22 protein-coding genes and 1 pseudogene are annotated in these 25812 nt (G+C 41.6%); 7 read left to right on the forward strand and 16 right to left on the reverse strand.

The features are described 5' to 3' along the window. Positions 1–544 precede the first annotated feature (544 nt). The 7 genes from KO511_RS00765 to dusA all read right to left on the reverse strand — a co-directional run bounded on the left by KO511_RS00765 (position 545) and on the right by dusA (position 7548). Entirely contained in the window at positions 545–1315 is a 771-nt protein-coding gene (locus tag KO511_RS00765; RefSeq protein ID WP_215985616.1) for a phosphoadenylyl-sulfate reductase, read from the reverse strand. Next, positions 1308–3044 (reverse strand): assimilatory sulfite reductase (NADPH) hemoprotein subunit, encoded by a 1737-nt coding sequence (gene cysI, locus KO511_RS00770; RefSeq protein ID WP_215985617.1) that lies wholly within the window; start codon positions 3042–3044, stop codon positions 1308–1310. Before cysI ends, KO511_RS00765 begins: the two co-directional genes overlap by 8 nt. After that, a complete protein-coding gene (locus KO511_RS00775) occupies positions 3044–4891 on the reverse strand; it encodes an assimilatory sulfite reductase (NADPH) flavoprotein subunit (protein ID WP_252724199.1) in 1848 nt (615 codons plus the stop codon). The genes cysI and KO511_RS00775 overlap by 1 nt, the downstream gene beginning before the upstream one ends. A 126-nt stretch (positions 4892–5017) precedes the next feature. Next, a complete protein-coding gene (locus KO511_RS00780) occupies positions 5018–5248 on the reverse strand; it encodes a hypothetical protein (RefSeq protein ID WP_125322373.1) in 231 nt (76 codons plus the stop codon). Positions 5249–5399: 151 nt separating this feature from the next. Beyond that, a complete protein-coding gene (locus KO511_RS00785; protein WP_215985619.1) occupies positions 5400–6074 on the reverse strand; it encodes a TIGR04219 family outer membrane beta-barrel protein in 675 nt (224 codons plus the stop codon). Positions 6075–6164: 90 nt separating this feature from the next. Beyond that, entirely contained in the window at positions 6165–6374 is a 210-nt protein-coding gene (gene pspG, locus KO511_RS00790; RefSeq protein WP_215985620.1) for an envelope stress response protein PspG, read from the reverse strand. A gap of 169 nt (positions 6375–6543) precedes the next feature. Then, positions 6544–7548, reverse strand: coding sequence for a tRNA dihydrouridine(20/20a) synthase DusA (gene dusA, locus KO511_RS00795; RefSeq protein WP_215985621.1), 1005 nt, complete (start codon positions 7546–7548; stop codon positions 6544–6546). Positions 7549–7652: 104 nt separating this feature from the next. Between dusA and KO511_RS00800 the strand changes: the two genes are divergently transcribed. Then, the gene (locus KO511_RS00800; protein WP_215985622.1) at positions 7653–8717 is read left to right on the forward strand and encodes a site-specific integrase; all 1065 of its coding nucleotides are present in this window, start codon (positions 7653–7655) and stop codon (positions 8715–8717) included. Between the two features lie 47 nt (positions 8718–8764). Here KO511_RS00800 and KO511_RS00805 read toward each other — a convergent pair whose 3' ends face one another. Then, positions 8765–9895, reverse strand: coding sequence for a hypothetical protein (locus tag KO511_RS00805; RefSeq protein WP_215985623.1), 1131 nt, complete (start codon positions 9893–9895; stop codon positions 8765–8767). Then, the gene (locus tag KO511_RS00810; RefSeq protein WP_061040022.1) at positions 9896–10495 is read right to left on the reverse strand and encodes a hypothetical protein; all 600 of its coding nucleotides are present in this window, start codon (positions 10493–10495) and stop codon (positions 9896–9898) included. It abuts the gene before it with no gap. A 248-nt stretch (positions 10496–10743) separates the two neighbouring features. Here KO511_RS00810 and KO511_RS00815 point away from each other — a divergent pair, with 248 nt between their 5' ends. Then, positions 10744–11568: a transposase gene (locus KO511_RS00815; protein ID WP_252724200.1), complete on the forward strand. Its 825-nt coding sequence runs from the start codon at positions 10744–10746 to the stop codon at positions 11566–11568. Between the two features lie 81 nt (positions 11569–11649). Further along, positions 11650–11982: a hypothetical protein gene (locus tag KO511_RS00820; RefSeq protein ID WP_215985624.1), complete on the forward strand. Its 333-nt coding sequence runs from the start codon at positions 11650–11652 to the stop codon at positions 11980–11982. Here KO511_RS00820 and KO511_RS00825 read toward each other — a convergent pair. Together KO511_RS00825 and KO511_RS00830 are read right to left on the reverse strand one after the other, a co-directional pair. Then, positions 11979–12350 (reverse strand): annotated as a pseudogene (locus KO511_RS00825) (phage portal protein); the annotation flags it as partial. The gene KO511_RS00820 and the pseudogene KO511_RS00825 sit on opposite strands and share 4 nt — an antisense overlap. Before the next feature lie 142 nt (positions 12351–12492). After that, positions 12493–15282 carry a hypothetical protein gene (locus KO511_RS00830; RefSeq protein WP_215985625.1) on the reverse strand — a complete coding sequence of 930 codons (2790 nt, stop codon included), beginning with the start codon at positions 15280–15282 and terminating at the stop codon, positions 12493–12495. 915 nt (positions 15283–16197) lie between these two features. Here KO511_RS00830 and KO511_RS00835 point away from each other — a divergent pair. The 3 genes from KO511_RS00835 (at position 16198) to KO511_RS00845 (ending at position 17881) form a co-directional block, all read left to right on the forward strand. Then, on the forward strand, positions 16198–16602 hold the full coding sequence (locus KO511_RS00835; protein WP_215985626.1) for a hypothetical protein: 405 nt from the start codon (positions 16198–16200) through the stop codon (positions 16600–16602). A 343-nt stretch (positions 16603–16945) separates the two neighbouring features. Beyond that, positions 16946–17404, forward strand: coding sequence for a zinc uptake transcriptional repressor Zur (gene zur / locus KO511_RS00840; RefSeq protein ID WP_215985627.1), 459 nt, complete (start codon positions 16946–16948; stop codon positions 17402–17404). Between the two features lie 15 nt (positions 17405–17419). Then, positions 17420–17881 carry a chemotaxis protein CheX gene (locus tag KO511_RS00845; protein WP_215985700.1) on the forward strand — a complete coding sequence of 154 codons (462 nt, stop codon included), beginning with the start codon at positions 17420–17422 and terminating at the stop codon, positions 17879–17881. Positions 17882–17925: 44 nt separating this feature from the next. Here KO511_RS00845 and cysC read toward each other — a convergent pair whose 3' ends face one another. From cysC to cobA, 5 genes are read right to left on the reverse strand one after another with little or no spacing between them, the layout of a single operon-like run. Then, on the reverse strand, positions 17926–18543 hold the full coding sequence (gene cysC / locus KO511_RS00850) for an adenylyl-sulfate kinase (RefSeq protein WP_215985628.1): 618 nt from the start codon (positions 18541–18543) through the stop codon (positions 17926–17928). 11 nt (positions 18544–18554) lie between these two features. Beyond that, the gene (locus KO511_RS00855; protein ID WP_215985701.1) at positions 18555–20279 is read right to left on the reverse strand and encodes an SLC13 family permease; all 1725 of its coding nucleotides are present in this window, start codon (positions 20277–20279) and stop codon (positions 18555–18557) included. 21 nt (positions 20280–20300) lie between these two features. Then, complete coding sequence (gene cysN / locus KO511_RS00860; RefSeq protein WP_215985629.1) at positions 20301–21713, reverse strand: sulfate adenylyltransferase subunit CysN; 1413 nt, start codon at positions 21711–21713, stop codon at positions 20301–20303. A 19-nt stretch (positions 21714–21732) separates the two neighbouring features. Then, positions 21733–22665, reverse strand: a complete 933-nt coding sequence (gene cysD, locus KO511_RS00865) for a sulfate adenylyltransferase subunit CysD (RefSeq protein WP_215985702.1) — start codon at positions 22663–22665, stop codon at positions 21733–21735. A gap of 30 nt (positions 22666–22695) precedes the next feature. Beyond that, positions 22696–23559, reverse strand: a complete 864-nt coding sequence (gene cobA, locus KO511_RS00870; protein ID WP_215985703.1) for a uroporphyrinogen-III C-methyltransferase — start codon at positions 23557–23559, stop codon at positions 22696–22698. Between the two features lie 262 nt (positions 23560–23821). On the opposite strand from cobA, the gene cpdB reads away from it, so the two are divergent. Further along, positions 23822–25783, forward strand: coding sequence for a 2',3'-cyclic-nucleotide 2'-phosphodiesterase (gene cpdB, locus KO511_RS00875; RefSeq protein ID WP_215985630.1), 1962 nt, complete (start codon positions 23822–23824; stop codon positions 25781–25783). Positions 25784–25812: the final 29 nt, after the last annotated feature.

The following is a 25812-nucleotide window of genomic DNA, read 5'->3' on the forward strand; positions in this document are numbered from 1 at the left end:
AATAGGAACAGAACGATAATGAATTGACTGTGCCAAATAATGCCTTTCTACAAGAGAAAGTCGTTATTTGTATTGGTCACTCAGTTCATTGATACCTAAAGTGATTCAATAGAATCATTTTTGGATTATCATCAACGAGTGCCCACACAGATTGATAGGTTTATATTGTTAAAGAGCAATTCTTCTTTGGTTTAGTTAACTCTCAAAGAAGAGGCGGCTATTCTAGCGATATAAAATATAGTGTCAAACACTTTTTTAAATTATTTTATATTTCTTTTTTTGCCTATCGACATTGCTAATTGAGCTTGTGAGCCCTTGCCCTGTCGACGAGGAAGCATTATAGAGATCGCTATCACATTAGCAAGAGGTAAATTAAAAAAAACGCAAAAACAATGGTTAAGCGCCTAATATTCATTCAAACTTCTATTTATTCAAGTTTACCCATAGAATTTCAAGCTGATATTCACAGAGTTATCCACAATTTCAGCTGCGGCACATAAAAAAGACCGCCGTAGCAGCCTTTCATTCATATATAAATACTTACTTATATGCCTGAACCGTCACTCTCATCATAATGAAGACCACATTCCCGCTTAAGACCAAAAAATCGAGTCTGTTCTTCGCTCATTCCAGGCGACCATTTCTGAGTGGTATGTGTATCCCCAACAGATAGATAACCTTCATCTCTCAAAGGGTGGTACTCCAAATGATACTGCTCTAGGTAATAGTGCACATCTTTATTCGTCCAATCGATAATAGGTAGAAACTTAAAAACCCCATTTTGGACAGATAATATTGGTAAGTGCGCACGTGAGTGTGATTGTTCACGGCGCAACCCTGAAAACCATACTTTAACATTTAGATCATTGAGTGCTCGACGCATAGGTTCAACCTTATTAATGCGGTTATACTTTTCAATACCTTCCAGCCCTTGTTCCCACAATTTACCGTAGCGAGCTTCTTGCCAAGCTGTACCTTGCTGCGAACGGTATATCTTGAGATTGAGACTTAACTTATCAGTCAGCTCATCGATAAATTGATAGGTTTCAGCAAATAAATAGCCAGTATCGGTGAGTATTACTGGGATATTGGGTTTTATTTGGGTAACAAGATGCAGCATTACTGCCGCTTGGACACCAAAACTCGATGAAACCACATGCGCGCCTTCAAGATGCTCCAAAGCCCAACTTACCCTTTCCTGAGCAGTTTGCTTTTCGAGTTGAACGTTTATTTTCGCCAACTTCAGCGTTTGCTCAGTTTTTGTTGCACTGAGCAAATAATCCAAATCTGGTTTTTCAATGACCGAATCATTCATAAAAATCTCTCTTAGACACTATGACTTCATTGATAATGCCTGCACGAATCGTAAAATCTCCGAAATGCTCACCTTCTTCGCGCTCATTCGACCAGCGCCCAACTAGATGATCGATATCTTCTAAAATCTGTTTTTCTGTGATGTTTTCTTTGTACATCTTAGGTACTCGCGTTCCACCACGATTTCCTCCTAAGTGCAAATTATATCGACCTGGCGCCTTACCCACTAAACCAATCTCTGCCAGCATAGCTCGGCCACATCCATTCGGACATCCTGTAACACGTAAGATAATGTTGTCTTGATCAGGCAATTCATGTTTCTCAAGTATATTTTCTACATCAGTAACAAATTGGGGTAGGAAACGCTCTGCTTCTGCCATTGCTAAAGGGCAAGTTGGAAATGCCACACACGCCATGGAGTTCTTACGTTGCTCACTAACCGTTTTATCCATCAAACCATGTGTCTGTGCAATTTGCTCAATTTGGGCTTTATCTTTATTCGATATGCCTGCAACAATAAGATTTTGGTTGGCCGTCATACGAAAATCGCCTTGGTGAACCTTAGCAATCTCTGCCACACCTGATTTGAGCGGCTTATTTGGATAGTCCTGTAGGCGACCATTTTCGATAAAGAGCGTCAAGTGGTGCTTACCATCAATGCCTTCAGCCCAGCCGATTCGATCCCCTCGTTCGGTAAATTCGTAAGGTCGACTCTTTTCAAACTGCACTCTGGCACGCTTTTCTACTTCTGCCTTAAATACATCACTGCCAACGCGATCTAGCGTGTATTTAGTTTTGGCATTTTTACGATTTGATCGGTTCCCCCAATCTCGCTGAGTCGTCACTACCGCAGTAGCAACATCAAGGGTTTTGTCTAGTGGAATATAACCAAAGTCATCGGCTCGCCTAGGATAAGTCGATGTATCGCCATGCGTCATGGCCAAACCGCCGCCCACAAGAACATTAAAGCCCACCAGCTTGCCTGATTTAGCTATAGCAACAAAATTTAGGTCATTGGCATGAACATCTACATCATTTTGTGGCGGTATGACGACTGTCGTTTTAAACTTTCGGGGTAAATAATGATTACCTAAAATTGGCTCATCGTCTTCCGTTGTTTCTACCTTTTCCCCATCAAGCCAGATTTCTGCATAAGCTTTGGTCTTGGGTAATAGATGCTCACTGATCTTTTTAGCCCATTGATAAGCCTGTTGGTGAAGTTCTGATTCTACCGGATTAGTAGTACATAACACATTGCGGTTCACATCCCCCGCTGTAGCAATAGAATCAATACCGATACTATTTAACGTCTGGTGCATAAGTTTAATATTGGGTTTCAATACACCATGAAATTGAAACGTCTGACGTGTGGTTAAGCGAATACTGCCATACAGAGAATGTTCCGTCGCAAACTTATCGATCGCTAGCCACTGTAGCGGCGAAATAATCCCCCCAGGCATACGCGCCCGAAGCATCACATTATGCAAAGGCTCGAGTTTTTGTTTTACGCGTTCATTACGAATATCACGATCATCTTGCTGATACATACCGTGGAACCGGATAAGTTGGAAGTTATCTGCCGTAAAACCACCAGTGATCGGATCTTGCAGATCCTGCTCTATCGTACCACGCAGAAAATTACTCTCTTTTTTTAAACGTTCATTGTCCGCCAATGGGCCAAGCGCTTCCCCTAATAAAGGTTGAGTATTATTGATTATTGAAGTGCTCATTAGTAGACATCCTTTTGATAACGTTTTTCTTTGCGTAGCTGATTAATAAATTCTTCGGCATCATCTCGAGATCGTTTGCCATGTTGTTCGACGACATGGATCAAGGCTTGATGAACATCTTTTGCCATACGTAAGGCATCACCACAAACATAGATATAAGCGCCTTGCTCAAGCCAGCGCCACACTTCTTCACCTTTATCCAAAATACGATGTTGAACGTATACTTTTTCACCCTGATCGCGACTAAATGCCACATCAAGACGGTTGAGCACGCCAGACTTAAGATACTTTTGCCACTCAGCTTGGTAGAGAAAATCTTGAGTAAATGTGCGATCGCCAAAAAATAGCCAATTCTTACCTTGCGCATCACGAGCATCACGCTCTTGAATAAAGCTGCGAAACGGAGCAATACCTGTCCCGGGCCCTATCATAATAATGGGAGTACTATCATCTGCTGGAAGCTTGAAGTTGTTATTACTCTCAACAAACACTTTTACCTCGGCGCCTTCATCAAGTCGACAACTGAGAAAACTCGATGCGCCACCAAAACGTTGCTCACCTCCTTGCTGATATTCAACCAAACCCACCGTTAAGTGCACCTCTTCATCCACCTCACTTTGACTCGATGCAATCGAATATAAACGTGGCGTAAGACGACGCAGCATGCTCACCAATTCTTGCGCTGATAATTGAGTTTTCTTCTCATCGAGCACATCAACAATCTGGGTCTGGTTGGCGTACTCACGTAGCTTGTCTTTATTTTCTGCCAGTTTGAGTAATTTTTTACTCCCTGAAAGCTCGGCAAACTTAGTGACAAATTGTGGATTAGCCGCGGTGACTTCGAACTGGCTCACCAATGCGCTATGAATAGATAGGCTTTTGCCATCAAGCTCGATGCTTTCAACTCCAGATAGTGACACCTTGGACAATATGGCATTGGCTAAGTCAGAGCTATTTTCAAACCACACACCAAGTGCATCTCCCGGCTGGTAACTTAAACTCGAACCCTCTAAATCAATCTCAATATGACGTACATCCTTGCCAGATTCGCGACCTGTTATTTTCTGATTTGTCAGTAAGGTGGCAGGGTAAGGATGTTTTTTATTGTAAGGCGATGGTGAGGACTGACCAATTGGCAACTGCACGACTTGAGCTTCGCTGTTGGTCAATGCTAGGTCTTGTTTTACCTGCTCTAATGCTTTCTGGCTCCAGTTGACTGCGTCGGCTTCGTAATCAACGTCACAATCAATGCGCTCGATAAATGACTTAGCGCCAAGTTTTGCAAGACAAGAGTCAAAATCTTTTCCTGTCTGGCAGAAAAATTCGTAGCTCGAATCACCCAGCGCAATTACGCCATATTGTAAATTGGGCAATTTAGGCGCTTTCTTCGATTGAAGAAACTCGTGTAGCTCAATAGCATTATCTGGCGCCTCACCTTCACCATTGGTCGAAGCAACAATAATTACATGGGTTTCTTTGGCTAGCTGCTTACCTTTGTAGTCACTGGCGTCGTATAGCTGAACGGCAATACCTTGAGAAGCTGCCTCACTTTCTAGCGCTTCAGCCACACCTTTAGCATTACCAGTTTGAGAAGCAAAAATAATACTCAACTTCCCAGCAGGCTTGGCAGCCAACGCAACTTGAACACTTGATGCTACTTGCTCAGAGGCTGGCATCTGAGCTTGAGATAATCCCCATAAATAACCACTGACCCACGACAATTGTTGTGGTGACAGTTCTGAAATAGTTTGCTGAAGCGAGTTCAACTGTTGGTCATTTAAAGGGGGAGAGATTGGCGGTAATTCTGGCGGTAGCCCAGAAGGTGGCACCTTGTTATTTAAAGACATGGTTTCGACATCCCTATTCATTGCATTATGTTAGATTAACCACTCCCTTTAATAACAAGAAAGAATAGAAATGAATGTTTTATAACTTTTTGAATTAAAGAAAGCTTGTTTTTTCATCACAAGCGATCAATCTACCTCTACACGAACTTGAGTAAAACCAACAGCCATGGCAGATTTCGACGCTAGATCTAAGTCTGGATAATGGCATTCTTCGCCATGAACATCGGTGAGTAAAACAAACCCACCACGGGCATGACGAAATTCAACTATCCAAGTACCTTCCTGAGCAGAGGGTTCAATAATGGCTTCAACGAGCTGTTCTTCTCGGTAAAGATTTCTAAGTTCATTTATCGTCATAAGAATCCTTCCCATAACTAATGACAATCATCATTATTAATCATGGTCTACGGGACAAAGAACTGCTAATAAAAACCATGGCGTTATAACTAATGGGAATAAAAAAACGCCGCGATATTACGCAGCGTTTTCTTGTGTATCTTAATAATGGCTAGAAGCTGTATTCTGCTCCGATAAAGAAGCCATTAGCCATGATGAAAGGCTTGCCCAATATTGTATTAGTTGTCGTCGCTTTAAACTCGTCAGATTCAAGGTCAATGACACGATAACCACCACGAAAAGTTAATGTCGAGTCTTTAATCGGCATGCGATACTGCATCCCTGCCATAAGATCGGTACTCTTAATGCCGCTGCTATCACCAAAATTCATTTCACCAATAATATCAAAGTTAGTGTCTGGCACCGTTATTTCTGCATAACCATAAAAGGCCCATAGCAACTCATTAAAATCTTTGGTTTGGCTATTATCAGCATTTTTGTATTTGGTGTTACTTAGGTCACTGAACGTAATACCCGCATCAAAATGCAATAAGTCATGTTCCAAGACAGGGTAGTACAGAGTTAAGTCCAGCTTATCAAACGCCATATATTCGTTATCAACACCAGTGGTTCTTAATCTAGCATTGGGGACATAGTTCAGGTCGTGCTCAATAGCGACATAAATAGAGGGCGTCACTTCTTTATCGCGATCAATCTCATTGACTTCAGTTTGTATCCACCAGGCTTCAGCACCCACTTTTGCCACCACAGAATCCTCTGCTATCGCTGCAGAACTTACCATTGACATTGCAACTGCAGTCATCGCTGCCAGTGCTGTTTTGTTCATTATTTGAACTCCTGAGCCTATCTACAAAAAAGATGTTGCAGCGATAATAACACATTCTGTAGGCAGGGAATTGTCAAATTCTTGCGCGAATTAGCGGTGTTTACATACGTAATTTTTGAAAAACCAAATACCTATTGCAATGACAATAAGGTATGGAATGAGCTTAAACACAGCGCCGACCATTCCAAATAAGGCCATCACTAATAAACCGAAACCGGCAGCAGTGAAGACCGTTAGCATGGTAAAGCCAGTCACGAGCAAGGTGGCAATAAAAACCAATATAAAGATCAGTTCTAGCATCGTTTTCTCCTTTGTTAGCAGTAACACTGCAGAAACTACGCCAAGTTTAAGGTTTAAAGTTAATTCACTGATTTATATGAAAATAAAAAGAGCACTGAATACAGTGCCCTTTATATAAACAATCGTAATTGGTGAAATTTACCAAGTTATAGTCATCAATAGGTAATATTTACACATTCAGTTCTTGGGGGATCTTACTCAAAGCGGTTTCTACGACTTCCACACCAGAACCAGGCTTGTGAGCATTTTCACTAATATAACGACGCCACTGGCGCGCGCCGGGCATGTTTTGGAACAGGCCCAACATATGACGAGTGATATGACCAAGGTAAGCGCCGTTTGATAACTGCTTCTCAATATACGGGTACATCTCTTCCACCACTTGAGTGCGCTTTTTCACCGGCGTATCCAAACCAAAAATGTCTTGGTCAACCTGAGCGAGTAGGTAAGGATTTTGGTACGCTTCACGGCCAACCATAACACCATCTAAATACTTAAGATGTTCTTTTGCCTCTTCAAGCGTTTTTACACCACCATTAATGGCAATGTTGAGATCGGCAAAGTCTTGTTTAAGCTGATAGGCACGTGGATAGTCCAGCGGTGGGATCTCTCGGTTTTGCTTTGGGCTTAAGCCAGATAACCATGCTTTGCGAGCATGAATAGTAAACTGCTCACAGCCACCTTTTTCAGCGACAATCGATACAAAGTCGCTCAAAAATTGATAAGAGTCCTGCTCATCGATACCAATGCGAGTTTTCACTGTCACTGGGATATCTACCACCTCTCGCATTGCCGCAATACAGTCTGCCACCAGCTGAGGCTCAGCCATTAAACAAGCACCAAAACGACCGTTTTGCACTCTATCTGATGGGCAACCAACATTAAGGTTAACCTCATCGTAGCCTCTTTGCTGCGCAAGCTTAGCGCAAGTGGCCAAGTCTTGTGGGTTTGAACCACCAAGCTGAAGCGCAACCGGATGCTCTTCTTGGTTATGGGCCAAAAAGTCACCTTTACCGTGAATAATCGCCCCTGTCGTGATCATCTCGGTATACAGCAAAGCCTCACTGGTCAGCAATCGATGAAAGTAGCGACAATGACGATCCGTCCAATCGAGCATAGGTGCAACAGAAAGTCGGTTACTAGCGTATTTACTGGTTTTATTAGTGTTTGTCATGATTCAGTCTCAATTAATACTGTACAAACATACAGTTAATTACCTAGAATTAAACGGAATTACTTCCTGTAGTACCCCTCAAGTACCCCTTTAGGAGTTGGACAATGGCAAGTTATACCATCGAGACCAGAAAGCTAAAAAGCGGTGAACCAAGGTTCAAGGTAACAATCATCGTTAAAAAGAATTCGCGCATTATACACAGGGAAAGCAAAACTCTAAAAAAGAAAGCACTCGCTAAAGCTTTCGGTAAAAAAAGGGTAGCTGAACTAGAAGCTCAAGGGGTACTCAATCAGCCAAAAACAGTCCCCCTTTCGGTACTCCTCGATTTATTCATGGTCGAACGAGATCTTTGGGACAATACAGGCCGCACCAAACGCTATGTGATTAAGATTCTTAGGGATTGCGACATCGCCCAAGTTGAGAGTAATCAGTTACGAACTAGCGACTTAATCGAGCACTGTAAAAACAGAAGAGGTGCAGGAGCCAAACCCGCAACGATTTATCATGATATTGCTTACCTACGTTCTGTAATGAAAAAGTCTAAGCCTGTCTTCAACATCGACACCAATCACCAGATATTTGATGAAGCCGTTCCCGTACTTATTGATATGGGATTAATCGGAAAGAGCCAAAAGCGAACTCGTCGCCCAACTTCCGAAGAACTAAAGCGCTTGAAGCTTGGATTAGAACAGCGTGAGTCTTTCAGGCCAAACGGCAAAACTCGAATCCCGTTCACCGATATTCTTGAGTTCAGCATTCTCACATGTATGCGTATCGATGAAGTTTGTAAGCTTCGTTGGGAAGACCTCAACCAAGAACATAAAACAATACTCGTTAGAGATAGAAAAGACCCAAGGAAGAAAGAAGGTAACCACATGATAGTGCCGTTGCTTGGCGAGTCATTTGAGATCGCACTAAAACAACCGAACAAGGGTGAACTTATTTTTCCCTACAACTCGCGAAGTGTTAGCGCAGGCTTTCAGCGAGTAAGGAACGAATTGGGTATTGAAGACTTGAGGTATCACGATTTACGAAGAGAGGGAGCAAGTAGGTTGTTTGAAAAAGGCTACTTTATAGAGGAAGTTGCGCTAGTAACAGGTCATAGAAACTTAAACATCCTATGGCAAGTCTACACTCAACTTAATCCAAAACAACTCCACCAAAAATAAAGGACACTATAACGTGTCCTATAGTAGAAACTGGAGGTAAATAAGCCTTAAAGTGCAATAACCTTTTCATTCAGAACTTTAGAGTCATAAGTATGAAGTACTCCTGGAACCAAATCTTTATAAATGGCTCTAGACAACGCCGAAATTTCATCGTGAAAAATTGCTAATGCTTCGAGCTTCTTGTCAGAATTAAAAACTTTTCGTGAACCATCTGGAACACTAATGTCCCTTAACACTTCAATATAACGAAGATTACCCAATTGAGTTTCAATGGCGGCAACTAAAGCTAAAGGGGTATAAGCATTCACGTTCAACAAGTCGTTCATATGATAAACAATTGCGACTAAATCGAAGCTGGATAACTCTTTCGCTTTAACCTTCTTATAATCAGGCATATCAGCAACAAGTGTTTTAAGTAGACGCACACACTTTTTTAAGTTCCCACGGTAAATTTTGTCTTTCTCATCTACGAGCTTGATATGTTTAAATGGAGCATTCCCTAGAAGAATATGAGATTTTTTATCATAGATCTTCACGCCACGTTCCGATTCATCATTTGTATTCTGATACTCGGCTGTATCGAGCCAGCACGATGGTACAATATCAATTTTTCTTTGAAGGCTTCCGCCACTCATAGCGATGCTTTTAGCATTATCGCAATCAACTTCTACTTCATGATAACGAGTTGTAAGTTTTTCTTCACTTACCTCTCTGAGCCTTTTAATAATCTCAACCATTGGCCTTTTATCCGTAGGCTCTGAATATCGAAAAGTATCAACTACTGGATTTTGGACGAGGATTGTACTTTCCTCAAGAATTAACATGTCTACATCTGAATGCCCCTTAATATGGATATTTAAAGGCACTGAACCTTGCATTCTATACGTAGTATTAATTCCAGCTGTTTTTAACAAACCACTTAAAGTTTCGGCAACTCGTTCACCTTCTCGAATAGACACTTGCGTAGATGCATCATCAACAGCACTCATAGCTCCGATCGCATATTTAATTGAAGCACTCTGTCCTAGTTTTTCATATGCTTCTCTTTCCCGATTATCAAGATGTGAAGAGAAAGAACCAGCTTTCTCCAAAATCATCATGCTATCGGGGGTTGCTCTCTCTAATGCACCTTGACGTCTATCTTTTAACTTAGCTAATCGCTTTTCAAAATCAATCATTTAGGCTTCCTTTTTAGTTAGATACATTTTACCAAACGTTCGTCGACCATTACTGTTAAAGTAAGCTGCCTCACCAGACTTAGCATCTTGATCAAACTTGATTTCACAGTAGCCAGTATGATTTTGTAACTCAGTGAATTCGCCAGTCTTTGGAGTGTTTTTGTAGCTATAATGCAGAATGCTTCCCCCTTTAGTGGTGTTTCTTTTCTCAAGTGTTGCTGTGTAGCTGTTACTACAACTTTGTGTTGTTTCCTGAGAAATAAGTATCTTCTCCCACTTCTGACTTATATCTAGTTCACTTTCCCAATGATATTTGACAGTACCATCTTCATTTAGTGTTTCTCCCCTAACCTCCCAAAGACCATTGATATCCGGAATTTCAAACCATTTAAGACGCCAAAATTGTTGGTTGAAAACCCAATGCAAGCCAATATAAACAAGAGCAGAGGTAATACCTGCTCCGGCAAAAATTGTAGTTCCCGTTGCGGCTGTCAATACAGCGAAACCTGAAGTAAGGCCGGAAGCCAAAACAAATGATGCTACTCCAAGGAACCTTCCTATCGTAGACCTTGAATGATTAAATATTGCATAGTCATGCATTATAAACGCCCCTGTTGTTAGAAATACCGATTAATATGCAAGCCATTGCTTTACAACATAATATATGAGGGTAAAAGCCATACATTCAAGGTGGTTATAGACAATTGTTTTTAATCGATAATAAGTTCAGCGAGGACACACACCTAAAGTATGAAATAAGTGTGGTTATCCCCTAAGCACTTGTTGCACCACAACTCTTTCAATTAGCTTTTACTATATTTTCTTACTCGTTGAGTGAGGAAAAGCCAATGACCACCGCCAGAAAACAACTCGTTTCTCCTGACGTCACGTCCTACTATCATTGCGTTTCACGTTGCGTAAGGCGCAGTTTTCTATGCGGGGAAGATGCAGTTACTCAAAAAAGCTACGAACATCGAAGAGATTGGATAGTACAGAAAATATATGCCCTATCTAGTGTCTATTGTATTGATATTTGTGCTTATGCCATCATGAGTAATCACTACCATCTGGTTGTAAATATTAACAAAGATAGAGCGTTCACATTGTCCGCTCATGAGGTGGTTGCACGCTGGGGTCAATTACATAAGTTGCCTCACTTAATCCACCGCTGGATGAATAGTGAATTAACCAGCGAGTCTGAGACAGAGAAATGCTTTGAAATTATTGAGCAATGGAGAGGGCGACTCTGGAATTTAAGTTGGTACATGAAAGGGCTCAACTTTGATATCGCTTGCCGAGCAAATCGTGAAGATAAGTGCACTGGCCATTTCTGGGAAAGTCGATTTAAAAGCCAAGCCTTATTGGATGAGAAAGCACTCGCAGCAGCCATGATTTATGTGGACTTAAACCCCATACGGGCTGGTATCGCCGACACACCCGAGACCTCAGATTATACCTCTGTAAAAGCTCGTATTGATGCATTAAAGCAACCGTTATCCACCGCTCCGTGCCTACATCCTTTTATCGGCAATCCAACCAATGCTATGCAAGAAGAGTTCAGCGAGGACACACACCTAAAGTATGCGTTAATCGTTGTTAATCGTTTGCCCGTTAATCGTTTAAAACAGCTCTTGTCGCTCCAAATCTGGATAAAAGCCAATATGCATAAATAGAGAAAACATAACCAATTAAAATCTTACTATTGAATTTATCTAAATTAACAATACAATCAAACTCCTTTTTTAAACGCTTTTATGAAAATGAAAAAAAACATACCAATAATGGCTCTATTGTTACTTTCTGGCTGTGTATCAAAATATGAATCTTCACCTCCAGCAGAGAAGAGTGTGTGGGTAAAAAGACCGGACGCAGTCGTGGCAACGTCTGAAGAGTTGAAAGCCGCGAAAGATAAATGTGACTATCATAATCGCTTGTCAGCCGTAGTAAGCTCTTTTAAATACAACATGCAAGAATTGAATGAAGACTTAAAGAGGTATGCTAAGGTCAAAATTGAGGTTTCAGACTGCATGTACGATCTTGGTTACTACAAAAAAAAGGTTAAGGTTTCTAACAACGAAAAAAGCTAAGTATAGTCAAGTTGCTTATATTCATTCGGGGTAATAACCTCTTGCCCCGCAAAATCATTCAACTCTTGCATCATATCAATCAGCGGTAAAAGTTCATTCTTGTGAAATAGCCAATCAACCTTATTAAGGTCAAGTGACGTAATACTCTCGCGGCGAACGCTCATTAACTCAATTGGTACATGATGAAGGGGCAATACATCCGCTATGGTCTGATTCTTCACATCCTTAAACGCATCTTTCGCTTCAACCTGCCCTATCGCTTTTAATTCCGGTGCTTTGGTATCTTTTCCTTTCGCATTAACAAACAGGTTCTTAAAGGCCATGCCTTCTTGTGCCTGAAGCTGTTTCTTGATCTCTTCTTCCTGCTTAATACTTGCCCATGTTTATGGTCAATACAGTTTGAGGGTTAAGTTTGATATAGAGAAACACGAAGTACTAATTCTTGGTGACATAGGAATAACCCACTTAACCTCTCTCAAGGTTAAGTGGGTTTTACTTTATGGTACTACATTACTGAAGGCTTTCGATTTGGTCGGCGAGTTTGATTTGCTCAGACGCGCCGTGGACGATTGGGCGCAGTACATTATCACGTAGTGTTTGCTTGCCTATCTTGCGCATCGATTCTTCAAACACGTGGCGGTTGTCTTTGCCGACCCAGTTTTTAACCTCACTGGTCATTTGCGGGGTGAAAATAGCGCGGCACACATCGTCTACATGAGCGCTATTATCACTTGAGCTTTCTAAATCTGCTAAAAACTTATCACGATTAAATACGTAAACCGAGGTATCTTTATGGCCCCAGTTTCCCGGGATATTGATCGCTGACGACATAAACTCTCGTCCAACAATAGGCTTAATCAATTGTTTAGCTAAACGATATAAATTCACCGCAGGCGCAATTGGGTTAGGAATTTGCCAAGGCTTTTTAGATTTGTTGGCTTCAATCACACTGATATAATCACTCGAGTCAACTTTGCCCTCTTTCTTACCAAGGTAACCGTTTTTGCTGGTTAATCTTTTTACAATTCGACGTTCAAAATCATTGGCAAAGCCCTGCTCTTCGGCGAACTTAAACAAAGAATCAATCTGATCAAATCGCTCGTTTTTATTTTGCGGCTGAATATCAATATTTTGCTGCTTGGCAATATGCTGCGCTACAAAGGCTGAAAAGCCAGTGTAGTTATCTTGCTTATTGAGCGCCTGTTTTGCTTTTTCTATCACATCAAGCGTCGAGTTATCGGCATTGATCTTATCAAAGGCTTCGCGGTACAGCTTTCTGTAGTGCCCAGAATGCTCTTCACCGTATTTGAGTAAAGGCTTACCCGCAGCTTGTAAAATTTCACTGGCGTTTTTGTCTGGGTTTTTAACAGCGGTTTGGAAGATGTTTAACCACACTTTTGGTAGCGCTTGATCTTGGCTCAGTTCATAGAGCTTTTTGATCCTGCGTTGAATGACTTCGAATGGGGTTTTACCGGGCTCAGACCAGCGGCCGATCTCTTTCTCTTTGTCTGACTTCTCATCAGAGACTTCAAATACCTTGTTGGAATACTGAGCAGCGATTTGACTTAATCCAACCCCTCCAATAGTCGCGCCAACGCCAGCATAAAGCACAGGCGCAATGCCTGTCCCAAGAGGCCCACCAAGTATCATACCTAGCTGTCCGAGAGTAAGCACTGAGTTACCGAGCGTTTCTGCAATTACGACATTACGTTGATGGCGATTAAATTGACTTAGAATTCCTTTAACTTCGGTTAGGTCTTTATCAGAGCTATCTAATACTTTTGAGTCACGGATCTGATCTAACCAATCGTTTAAAGACTTAGCTTCATGGATTCCAAGCGCTGTTTTAGTTAAACCAGCCACCACCATTTGTGCTTGGCCTACCACATTAAACGCATCACCAACTTGAGACAAAGCATTCGTCAAAGTTTGCACTGAAGTACCTGCCAACGCCTCTATCGTTGCTCTAGCCTCAAAAGAGATCATGCCCCAATACATGCCACTTAGACCAGATTCGGTAAATGCTGAGGCCACATAAGCATCAGCAAATTTGGCCACTTTGTCATCCTGATTGGCTTTAAATTTCGCAACTTGCTGAAGAAATTCATGACATTCTGGTGAGGACGGATCAAATAACTGGCTTTGGTTATTAGTCGTTAACAGCTTTTGCACATTCTCGGGAAGGACAGTGATATCAAGGTCCGCCTTAGTGCTCATCACCTGATTATGGTTAGCTACTTCTTCCTTAAGCTGTTTTAGCGTGGCAATACTATCAGTGAGTGTTTTAAGGTTACCGTCAGCTTGCTTACCTGATTTTAAAATGGGTTGGACCGATTCTAGTACATTGGCCTTAAATTTGAGCTGTTCAAGTAACGCACTCTGGATATTTTCTATTTGGTTTTTATCAATGGCATTAATCAATTGCTCTTTTAGTACTAACTCATCACTCAGCGCTTTCATTACCGCGCCGCCAATATCTTCTCTCAGTGTGTTTTGCTCAGCTTTAAGATCGGAATACGCTTCACGAGTCTCATCAGATTCTTCCTTAGCCCCTTTCCAACCGGTAAACACTACACCTGCAAATACGGGGTATAAAAGAGTACTTTGCGCAGCTAAAACCAAAGAGCGTGGTAGACCTGAATTCTCCAAACTTACAGCAAGGTCGTCACCGCCATCAATAACCAGTACTGGTCCCGACTCGTTTGGAGTAAAAGAGGTCACATTATGAACATCTCGCCCTCTTATCATTCTCTCCATAGCGACCATATGTTTTGCTCTGTGTTTCAAAAAACCACCTTGCAGAGCTTGCTTCATTTTTTCCAATGATGGGAAACGAAAGCTTTGCTCCAGCGCACCGCCGCTAACTTTCCATGGGTAGTTTGTATTTGATGAACGAGTGATTTCTACACCCCATGCTTGCTCTATGTTTGATGCCAGCGCTTTATCACTAGAATAGTTATCTTGTAAATAGTCTTTGAGTGACTTCAGAGAATCAAATACCCGTACCTTGCTATATAAATCACTGGTTAACTCCCATGAGAAAAAACCACGACGTGCTATTTGCACATCAAATTCTTTGCTCAAGGATTGTATTTCATTTTTCAATAATGCTCGGTCATCCAGACGCACCACATTGGCTCTATTTTTTTTTCTATCGCTATTAAAAACTGGCGCTTGGGGGGGCTTTAACTCTCGCTTGGAATTTTCCACCTTTGCAATAGAGATGACCTCTCTACTTTCATTTTTTTGATTAGCCGTGTCAAATGACGTTTCTTGGGACTGTTTTACAACTGATAACATTTTGGACCTATAAATCAATTACTATTATTCCGTGAGCACTAGGTTCACGCCTTCCCCAGACATACGGGGATGCATAATATAAATGATAACAATTACCATTTCTATTTGAGATTGCCTTTTAATTACAATAAGTTGAAAAATTTAATTAGATAAATTATTTGGTTAGCGATTGAATATTTAAGGCCTTAAAAACAACTATCTCAGCTCCAAAGAAAATAGGGATTAGGGATAAAGCGTGATTGATTCTTAGCTCTAGTCTTTAGATAAGACCCCAAATTTCAGGCAAAAAAAAGCTGGCACGGAGAAGCCAGCTAAAGTCTCATTAACAACCCATTACATACTAATTACCTTGAGGCAAAGTAAGCATAGCCAATATTGGTTTGTGGATAAAAATGTGTCGCTTATTTCAGCTTTTTCATAAACCTTTTGCGTATCACTTCCCGAATTAAAGTAAATACTCAAGGCTAAGCAACTGCTTTATGTGACTGATATCGAATCTTGCGGTTTACCAAACTTTCAGTGTACTTAAATAAAAAAGCTGACCGTAATCAATACGGTCAGCGAAGTTGTACAGAGTTAAAAGACAAACATGAATGCATATTTAGTGCATATATCCCGATTAAGGATGAGCAAAACATACGGCAAAAATAATAAGCACTCAAGCTCATATTTGTTTTCTTTGTTTGCTAACTGTTTCTTTTGTTATTTTTTATATATAACGCACAAAGAGAAACACTATAAGTGATTGATTTGTAATATTTAGATTCGAAGTTTCACAAGATTTCACGCAAGAATCCAACCAAGATTAAAATCTAGAATAGACACTCCATTTTGATAATGCCCCTCAATATAAAACCAAGATAGTATCCAATGTAATTTCTGATAACGGTAATAACTATTAATTGGTCTTATATAATGAAAATACAACAATTCCTTATTTGTATCACAGCACTTTTGGCCATGTCAGCTCAGGCCCAAATCTCAACTTATGTCTATTGTGGTTTAGCCGATGGTAGTGATTGGGAATGGCATTTAGATCACAATGATAACTACTCTGTCATTTATGGTCACTGGGCGAGGGTGGCTGAAGCTAACGGGCGATACTTCAACGTATTTAGAGTGAATGAGTCAGACTTACAAGCTTTGGCACTGAACTGCCCTTCTGGTTATCAACCACAACCAGCTGATAGTGGTACATCCTATTGGGAGGTCTTTGAAGTATTACGAGCCGATGGTTCAAAATTTATTATTAACTCTTATCGAACTTACTACATCCATGGCACCTCTAGAATTGAGTCAAACTTTCAGCTCCGTGTATAGTGTTATTCATACATCTTCCTCAAGATTATCCCTTCAGGCAAAAAAGGAAATAGAAAAAGGGATGAAATATCACCCAATAAGATCAGCAAGCCTCAACGATAGAAAATTATCTAAACAAGTTTTTGTGCCATAACATGACATATGCCTAAACCCAATCTACAAAGTTAGTGCTCCCTTCCGCTTCTAGCAGTATCGTTTTACATCGGAATAAGGTAACGTATAGAGTTAAAAGCAGTTCTAGAAACTCAAAATGGACTCTAACCATTGACTGCTTTATCAGAAATACTGTTTGATAAACGATATTCATCTAGAAATGGTATATTATTACTATGTCCAATGATGATTGGTGAAAAATTTGGACCACAAGTTAATAAAACAAATTGAAGAGATGTGTGCAGCACGAGGAGTGAGACTTACTCCGCAGCGGAAAAGGGTTTTCGAATTAATCTGTGCTAGCCCGAAAGCATCAAGTGCATACGAGTTACTGGAACAGCTAAAGGCGAGTGAACCACAAGCGAAACCACCCACTGTATATCGCGCACTCGACTTTCTTTTAGAGCAAGGATTTATCCACCGTGTTGAATCAACAAATAGCTTTATCCAATGTAACTCATGTAATGCTCACAAACACTATTCACATTTGTTGATATGTGATAAATGCAGCAGTGTTATTGAACTTCAAGAGGATAGTTTGATAACTTTACTGACAAATAATGCTAAAAAACATGGATTTAAGATCACAAATCATGTGATAGAGTCCCATGGTATTTGTCAGTCATGTTCAACTGGACAGACGGAATAATATTACACCATGATAATGCGCGCCGAATTTATAAACCCGTTTTTAGCTTCTTTAATGAATGTGCTAAAAACGATGGCTTCTCTCGAATTGAAGCCTCAAAAACCTCGAGTTAAGAAAGACGAGATTGCTCGAGGTGATGTTTCTGGTTTAATTGGTATGGTTGGTCAGCCGACTCGCGGCTCAATGTCAATCACATTTGATGAAGCTCTTGCCCTAGAGATTATGCAAAATATGCTCGGCGAACGTCCCAACGGCCTAAATGATGAAGTCACCGATATGGTTGGTGAGATAACCAACATGGTGGCAGGCGGCGCTAAACGCATTCTTTCTGAAAGTGGCTTTGATTTTGATATGGCGACACCTATTGTCGTATCTGGAAAAGGACATACTATTCGCCACAAATGTGAAGGCGCTATCATAATCATGCCTTTCACATCTGAATGGGGTAACGCCTTTATAGAGATCTGCTTCGAGTAATTATTGGCTGTACAAAAAGCTTCCCCAGATGGAAGCTTTTTTATTTAAACGATAATATCACGTGCTTTTAGTACCTGTAAGCACTCTGCCACTAGTACCTCAATCGATTTTTCTCCAGCCAGTAAATCAATATCCGGCGCGCTGGGCGTTTGATAGTCAGAATCAATACCTGTGAAGTTGGTGATTTGACCTGCTCGGGCTTTTTTATATAATCCCTTAGGATCTCGCTGCTCACATACTTGCAAAGAAGTATTAATATATACTTCCAGAAACTCGCCATCAGGAAGCAACTCTTTGACAAGCTGACGCTCTTCTCGATAGGGCGATATGAAAGCAGATAATACGATTAAGCCGGCATCTGTCATCAGTTTTGCCAACTCACCAATACGACGAATATTCTCACGCCTATCTTGCTGCGAAAAACCAAGATCACTACATAGCCCGTGTCGGACATTATCACCATCCAAAAGATAAGTGTGATAACCCTGTTCAGCAAGCGTCTTTTCTAAAGCCCCAGCTACGGTTGATTTTCCCGCGCCTGACAAGCCGGTAAACCAGAGTACTACCGGCTTTTGTTGCTTGATTTGAGATCTAAATACTTTATCAATCTTGTGTTGGTGCCAAGTAATATCAAGAGCTTGGGGTTGCAACTGGGTTGTCATTATCACGTCCTTTAAAATGGAAAAAATTTAGGAATTAAAACCAATACTAAGAATGAGTACACCAAAGAAACTGGTAGTCCAACTCTGATATAGTCAGAAAATTTGTAGTGACCTAGTCTGTAAACCAGTAAGTTCGTCTGATAGCCATAAGGAGAAACAAAACTCGCACTGGCACCAAACAATACCGCCATAATAAAAGGCATAGGATCGACCCCATAACCTAACGCCATGCTATAACCAAGAGGAAAAGCCAGTGCGGCCGCAGCATTATTGGTAACCAGCTCCGTCAGTATCAAGGTAAAAAAATAAGTCGCAGCTAAAGCACCAAACGCTCCCCAACCATTAAATGTAGCGATAAACATACTACCCAAGGAAGCTGAAAGACCCGAAGAAAGCATAAGTTGCGCAATTGAAAGCGCAGAGCCAACAATGACAACAATGTCGAGTGGGAAACGCCGCCTCAGCTCACCTAATTGAATAACGCCACTCAGTAGCGAGACCATTAAAAATAAAGATAGTCCTTTAATAAGTGAGAATTCACCTAATAAAGCTGCAACTATCACTCCAGAAAATCCAAGTAATACCATCCTGGATTTATGGCTATCAAGACGGGCGCTAGAGTCAAGATCATTAACCAATACAAACTCTTTATTCTGCATTTGACGCTCTTGCTCAAACCGCTTGCCTGGTACCAGAACTAAAGTATCACCAGCATTAAGTTCGATATTGCCAAGTCCACCACGCAATCGCTCATGACCACGACGAATAGCGACGACAACCGCATCAAAATGCTCGCGAAACTGGCTAGATTTTAGGGTTTGATTACATACGCTGGCCGATGAGCTAACGACTACTTCAACTAGGCTTTGTCCATTAAGGTAACGCTGACCAAATAATCTAAGACCGGGAATTTCTTGCAAAGTAGTAACACTTTCAATATCCCCACAAAAAAGTAGCCTGTCTTTTGCGTGCAACACAAAATCCGGCTCAACGGAAGGCATGGTTTCCCCCCCTCTTATAACTTCAGCAAGAAATAGTTTACGCAAATGTCGTAGTTTATTATCACTTATACTGTTGCCAACTAAGTGTGAATGGGGTTCAACAATCGCTTCGAGAAAATAAGGTAACTCGTCCTCTTGCTGCGCGTCATTGGCAGGTAAAAAGTAACTCAGCGGAATGATTATCATGAGACCAGCACCCAGCACAGCCAACCCAATGACTGTTGGTGCAAAAAAGCCAAGACTTGGTAGTCCTGCATCTTCAACAAAGCTATTAATAATAAGATTGGTTGAAGTACCAATCAGAGTGAGTGTACCGCCAAGTATCGCAGTATAAGATAAAGGGATCAGTAGCTTAGATGGAGCATGAGTGGGGTTACGTTTGATAGCTCCAATCAAGGCAACCACTACAGCCGTATTATTGGTAAAAGACGATAAAAATGCTGTCGACAGACCAAGCTTAGCGATAACTGTACCCAGTTGACCTGAGGACAATAAACGACTAACCCAACTTATCAAGCGGGTTTTTTCAAGCGCACTCGATGCAAGTATCAACAAAACTAAGGTTAACAGCGAAGAGTTTGTAAAGTTTGTCGCTACATCACTTAGCTCTATCATCCCTGCTAGGAAAGCAATAAAAGCCGCTCCTGCAAAAATAAAGCTCGGCTTGATACGTGTGGCAATAAGGCAAGTGATTATGCCTAGTAATAAAGCGAACACAAATCCTTGTTGCCACATCATACTTTCCTACTTATTGAGTTAAATTTTGGCATCCCACTCAGGGAAGTGCTTAAGGATTAAGGCTTTAAGCTCATTTTCAAATGCACCCATTCGCTCATTTGGAGAAGATTTTCGCTCACTTAGGGCGCCACGAATCAAGCCAGCACCTACTGTTACGTTGGTTAAACGATCAATGATGATAAAACCACCGCTATCTTGCACTGTATCGTAAGCATCGACCACAATCGACTCGTTCAATCTCCATTCACAAAGGCCAATGCCATTAAGTGGTAATGACTGAGCTTCATGCTTGGACAAGTGATTAATATCGTATTGGTGACGAATAGTCTCTACATGACCAATGGTTTTCTTACCAGCAATTTTAATGTCATAATCTCGCCCAGACACCAAAGGTTGTTCTGTCATCCACACAACGTCTGCCGATAAACGCTGGCTAAGCTCAACCTTGTCATTCTCCAGTACAATCAAATCACCACGGCTAATATCAATCTCGTCTTCAAGTGTGAGCGTGACGGCTAAACCTGCTTGTGCCTGTGGTAAGTCACCATCGAAAGTCACAATACGTGTAACCTGAGACGTTTTACCTGATGGTAGAACTTTGATGATGTCACCAACTTTTACGCACCCCGATGCGACCGTACCGGAGAAACCACGAAAATCGAGATTAGGTCGATTGACATACTGCACCGGGAAACGAAATATACTGCGCCCTTTTGCCTGATTCACGTCGACACTTTGCAAAAGTGCTAATAAAGAAGGGCCGTCAAACCAACTGAGGTTTTTACTGGCTTCAACCACATTGTCCCCTTCCAATGCAGAAAGCGGTAAGATGTTTATGTCTGTTTCACCTTGTAGCTTATCGGCAAATGCTAAGTAGTCATCACGAATTTCTTCAAAGCGCTGCTGTGAGTATTCGACCAAATCCATTTTGTTGACAGCAACAATAAAGTGTTTCAATCCCAGTAAATTGGCGATAAAAGAGTGGCGGCGAGTTTGATCCAGTACACCTTTACGTGCATCAATCAATATTATGGCTAGGTCACAAGTAGAAGCACCCGTCGCCATATTACGTGTGTACTGTTCATGTCCAGGTGTATCAGCAATAATAAATTTACGTTTTTGGGTCGAGAAGTAACGATAAGCCACATCGATAGTGATGCCCTGCTCTCGCTCTGCCTGCAAGCCATCAACCAACAAAGCTAAATCTGGCCGTTCTCCAGTCGTACCAACCCTCTGACTATCTGCATGAACCGCTGCTAACTGATCTTCATAAATTTGCTTTGAATCATGGAGCAAGCGGCCAATTAAAGTACTTTTTCCATCATCAACCGAACCACAGGTTAAGAATCTGAGTAATGACTTCTGCTGATGCTGAGTCAGGTAGCCTTCTATACCCAACTCTGCCAATTGAGTTTCCACTGCACTGTTCATAATCTTTCCTTCGATCGTTTTAGAAATAACCTTGGCGTTTTTTTAGCTCCATCGATCCCGATTGATCGCGATCGATCGCACGTCCCTGCCTTTCACTGGATGTTGCAACCAGCATTTCTTCAATAATGTCAGTTAACGTTTTAGCTTCAGACTCAATTGCCCCAGTCAGTGGATAACATCCCAGAGTACGAAAGCGAACATTTTTCTCTTCAACCACTTCACCAGAATCAAGCTTCATTCGCTCATCATCCACCATGATCAACATACCATCACGCTCCACAACAGGACGTTTGTTAGAAAAATACAGAGGGACTATGTCAATATTTTCTAGATAGATATATTGCCAGATATCAAGTTCAGTCCAGTTAGAAAGAGGGAACACACGTATGCTTTCTCCTTTATTGATCTGACCGTTATAGGTACGCCATAACTCTGGGCGTTGGTTTTTCGGATCCCACGTATGGTTCTTATCGCGGAAAGAATAAACTCTTTCTTTGGCTCGTGATTTTTCCTCATCGCGTCTTGCACCGCCAAAAGCTGCATCAAAGCCGTAGTGATTAAGCGCCTGCTTGAGGCCCTGTGTTTTCATAATATCGGTGTGCTTAGATGAACCATGCTCAAATGGACTAATACCCATGGCTAAACCTTCGGGGTTCTTATGAACCAAAAGCTCAAATCCATATTTTTCGGCCGTTTTATCACGAAACTTGATCATTTCCTTAAACTTCCAGTCAGTGTCGACATGGAGTAAAGGGAAGGGGATTTTTCCTGGGTAAAAAGCCTTGCGGGCAAAATGAAGCATGACTGAAGAATCTTTACCAATAGAGTACATCATTACCGGGTTATCAAACTCTGCTGCCACTTCTCGAATGATATGAATGCTCTCGGCTTCGAGCTGCCTAAGATGAGTTAAACCTTGTTGGTCCATAGTAGTGCTTCCTTTGCAGCTCATCATGAGCAGCTGATAGAGGTTAAATAATCGTTATGCGAATTGTCGCTGTGGCAGCGAACTTTCTTGCTCACCAAACCATGCCAGTTTTCGTGACAAAGAGACGACCTCACCAACAACAATCAAAGAAGGCGACTGCGCGTCTTGAGCAAGGGTCGCTAACTCAGACAGTTGGCCCGTAAAGACTTTCTGACAGACTTGAGTACCACGTTCAATAATCGCTATAGGTGTGTTAGGTGCACGGCCATGATTTATCAATTGGCCTTGAATATATTCCGACTTCATCAACCCCATATAAATCACTAAGGTTTGATTGCCACGAGCCAATGTAGACCAGTCCATACCATCCCGATCAGCCTTAAGATGGCCAGTGATAAACATCGCACTCTGAGCATAATCACGATGAGTAAGGGGAATTCCTGCATAGGCCGTAGCACCAGAAGCAGCCGTAATACCAGGCACAACTTGAAAAGCAACACCTGCATCAGCCAGCACTTCTAACTCCTCACCTCCACGGCCAAAAACAAACGGGTCTCCCCCTTTTATCCGTGCAACGCGATACCCTTGCTGGGAAAAATCAACCAAGAGTTGATTGGTCTTTTCCTGAGAAACACTGTGATGGCCAGCGCGTTTACCAACACACACCAATATAGTATTACTCGGGATAAGAGCCAGAATGTCGTCGGAAACCAGATAGTCGTACAACACGACATCGGCCTGCTGTATAAAACGCAGCGCTTTGAGGGTCAGAAGCTCAGGATCCCCAGGGCCAGCACCTATAAGCGCGACCTCTCCGGCACGCAAAGTACTCTGCCCAGCGCCATAAAGAGCCTTTGGGCCACTCGACTTTCTTACGCTGTTAATGGGAAATTGAGAAATAGTATCCTTACTAGCCATCATGCTGTTCCTTGCCTGTCTTTGAACGCATTATGGCCTCATATACATATTACTTGAAATTCTAAAAGTTTATTTTTTATATCTTTTTGAAATAAGAAGTCCATGTCTTTGTCCTAGTCTAGGATCTAGATGCGATCTAACTGACAAAACACAGTAAAACTCCTGACTCCACATCACACTTCGCTAGTGATTGAAACATCCATTGCACAAGCTTTTGCTAAATTATGCTTGGTTTAAATTAACGCTACTGGAGCTAATATCAATGAAAGTCGCAGTCAATCCCCTTGCGGTGGCCGTACTGAGCGGCATGCTGGCTATCTCAGGCCCAGCTATGGCCAGCACCATAAAATTACGTATTGTAGAAACCACCGATATCCATACCAATTTAATGGACTACGATTATTACAAGGATAAACCGAGCCAAAAAATTGGTCTAACTCGCGTAGCGACTTTAGTGAAACAAGCTCAGGCGGAAGTAGAGAATAGTGTCCTAGTCGATAATGGAGATTTACTCCAAGGCAGCCCAATGGGCGACTATATGGCTGCAAAAGGTATAAAGCCCGGCGATATTCACCCTGCCTACAAAGCAATGAATTTACTCGATTATGATGTCGGTAATATTGGCAATCATGAGTTTAACTATGGTCTTAATTTTTTAAAAGAAGCCATCAACGATGCTGACTTCCCTTATATTAGCGCTAACGTATTTAATAAAAAAACAGGCCAGCACTACTTCACACCCTACATCATAAAATCTCATACTTTTAAAGATATCGATGGTGCAGAACATCAAATAAAAGTCGGGTATATTGGCTTCGTTCCACCCCAAATCATGGTTTGGGATAAGAAAAACTTAGAGGAAAAGGTCTTTACCAAAGACATCAAACAAACTGCCCAAACACTTATCCCAGAAATGAAAAAACAAGGTGCAGATGTCATTGTTGCCATACCTCATTCAGGTATTTCTTCCGACCCTTACAAACAAGGCGCAGAGAACTCAACTTATTACCTAGCGGAAGTAGAAGGTATTGACGCCATTGCTTTCGGCCATTCACATGCTGTTTTCCCCGGTAAAGGCTTTGATAATATTCCAGGAGTGGATAACCAAAAAGGCACAATTAATGGTGTCGCTTCAGTTATGCCAGGGCGTTGGGGTAGCCATGTTGGGATCATTGATATTGAACTTAAACAACAAAATGGCCAGTGGCAGGTTGTTAAAGGTGAGACACAAGCTCGCCCTATTTTCGACCCGAACAAGAATAATGCGCTCGTCAAAGCGGATCCAGAGATGATCAAAGTACTAAAATCCGACCACAAAGGGACCCGTGATTTTGTTAACCAACCCATTGGTCAAGCCAGCGATGTAATGTATAGCTATCTTGCGCTGGTGCAAGACGACCCAACGATACAAATTGTCAATTTGGCACAACAAGATTATGTAGAACGCTTTATCCAAGGTGATCCTGATTTAGCCGATCTCCCCGTTCTTTCTGCTGCTGCTCCGTTTAAAGCTGGCGGACGCAAAAATGATCCAGCTAACTTCACCGAGGTAGAATCAGGGCAACTCACTTTCCGTAATGCCGCCGATCTATACCTCTACCCAAACACCTTGGTCGCAATGAAAGTCAAAGGTCAGCAAGTTAAAGATTGGCTTGAATGCAGCGCGGGGCAATTTAACCAAATCAATCCCCAGTCCAGTCAACCTCAGCAATTGATTAACTGGGATGAATTTCGTACTTACAATTTCGATGTCATTGATGGCGTTAACTATCAGATTGATGTAAGTCAGCCTGCTAAATATGATGGCGAATGTAAACTACTAAACCCTGAGGCACAGCGTATTACTGGCTTAACCTTCCAAGGCAAGCCATTAGACATGGACCAAGACTTCCTTATTGCGACCAATAACTACCGTGCCTATAGCAATAAATTCCCAGGAACAGGCAGCAAGTTCATTGCCTTTGACTCACCAGATGAAAATCGTTCTATCATGGCCAACTACATTACTCGCGTGAGTAGGGAACAAGGCGAGTTTAAACCCAATGCGGATAACAATTGGCGGTTTGCGCCCATTAAGTCAGATAAAGCGCTCGATATTCGCTTTGAAACATCCCCCAGTGAAAAAGCAGAAGTATTTATTAAAAGCAATGGGCAATACCCAATGAAGCTAGTCGCGAAAGATGATGTCGGTTTTGCCGTTTATCAGATTGATATACAGCGCTAAATTCATAGATTAAAATACGCGACTAAGGT

The organism is Vibrio hepatarius, assembly GCF_018860525.1.
GTDB classification, from domain to species: Bacteria; Pseudomonadota; Gammaproteobacteria; order Enterobacterales; family Vibrionaceae; genus Vibrio; species Vibrio hepatarius_B.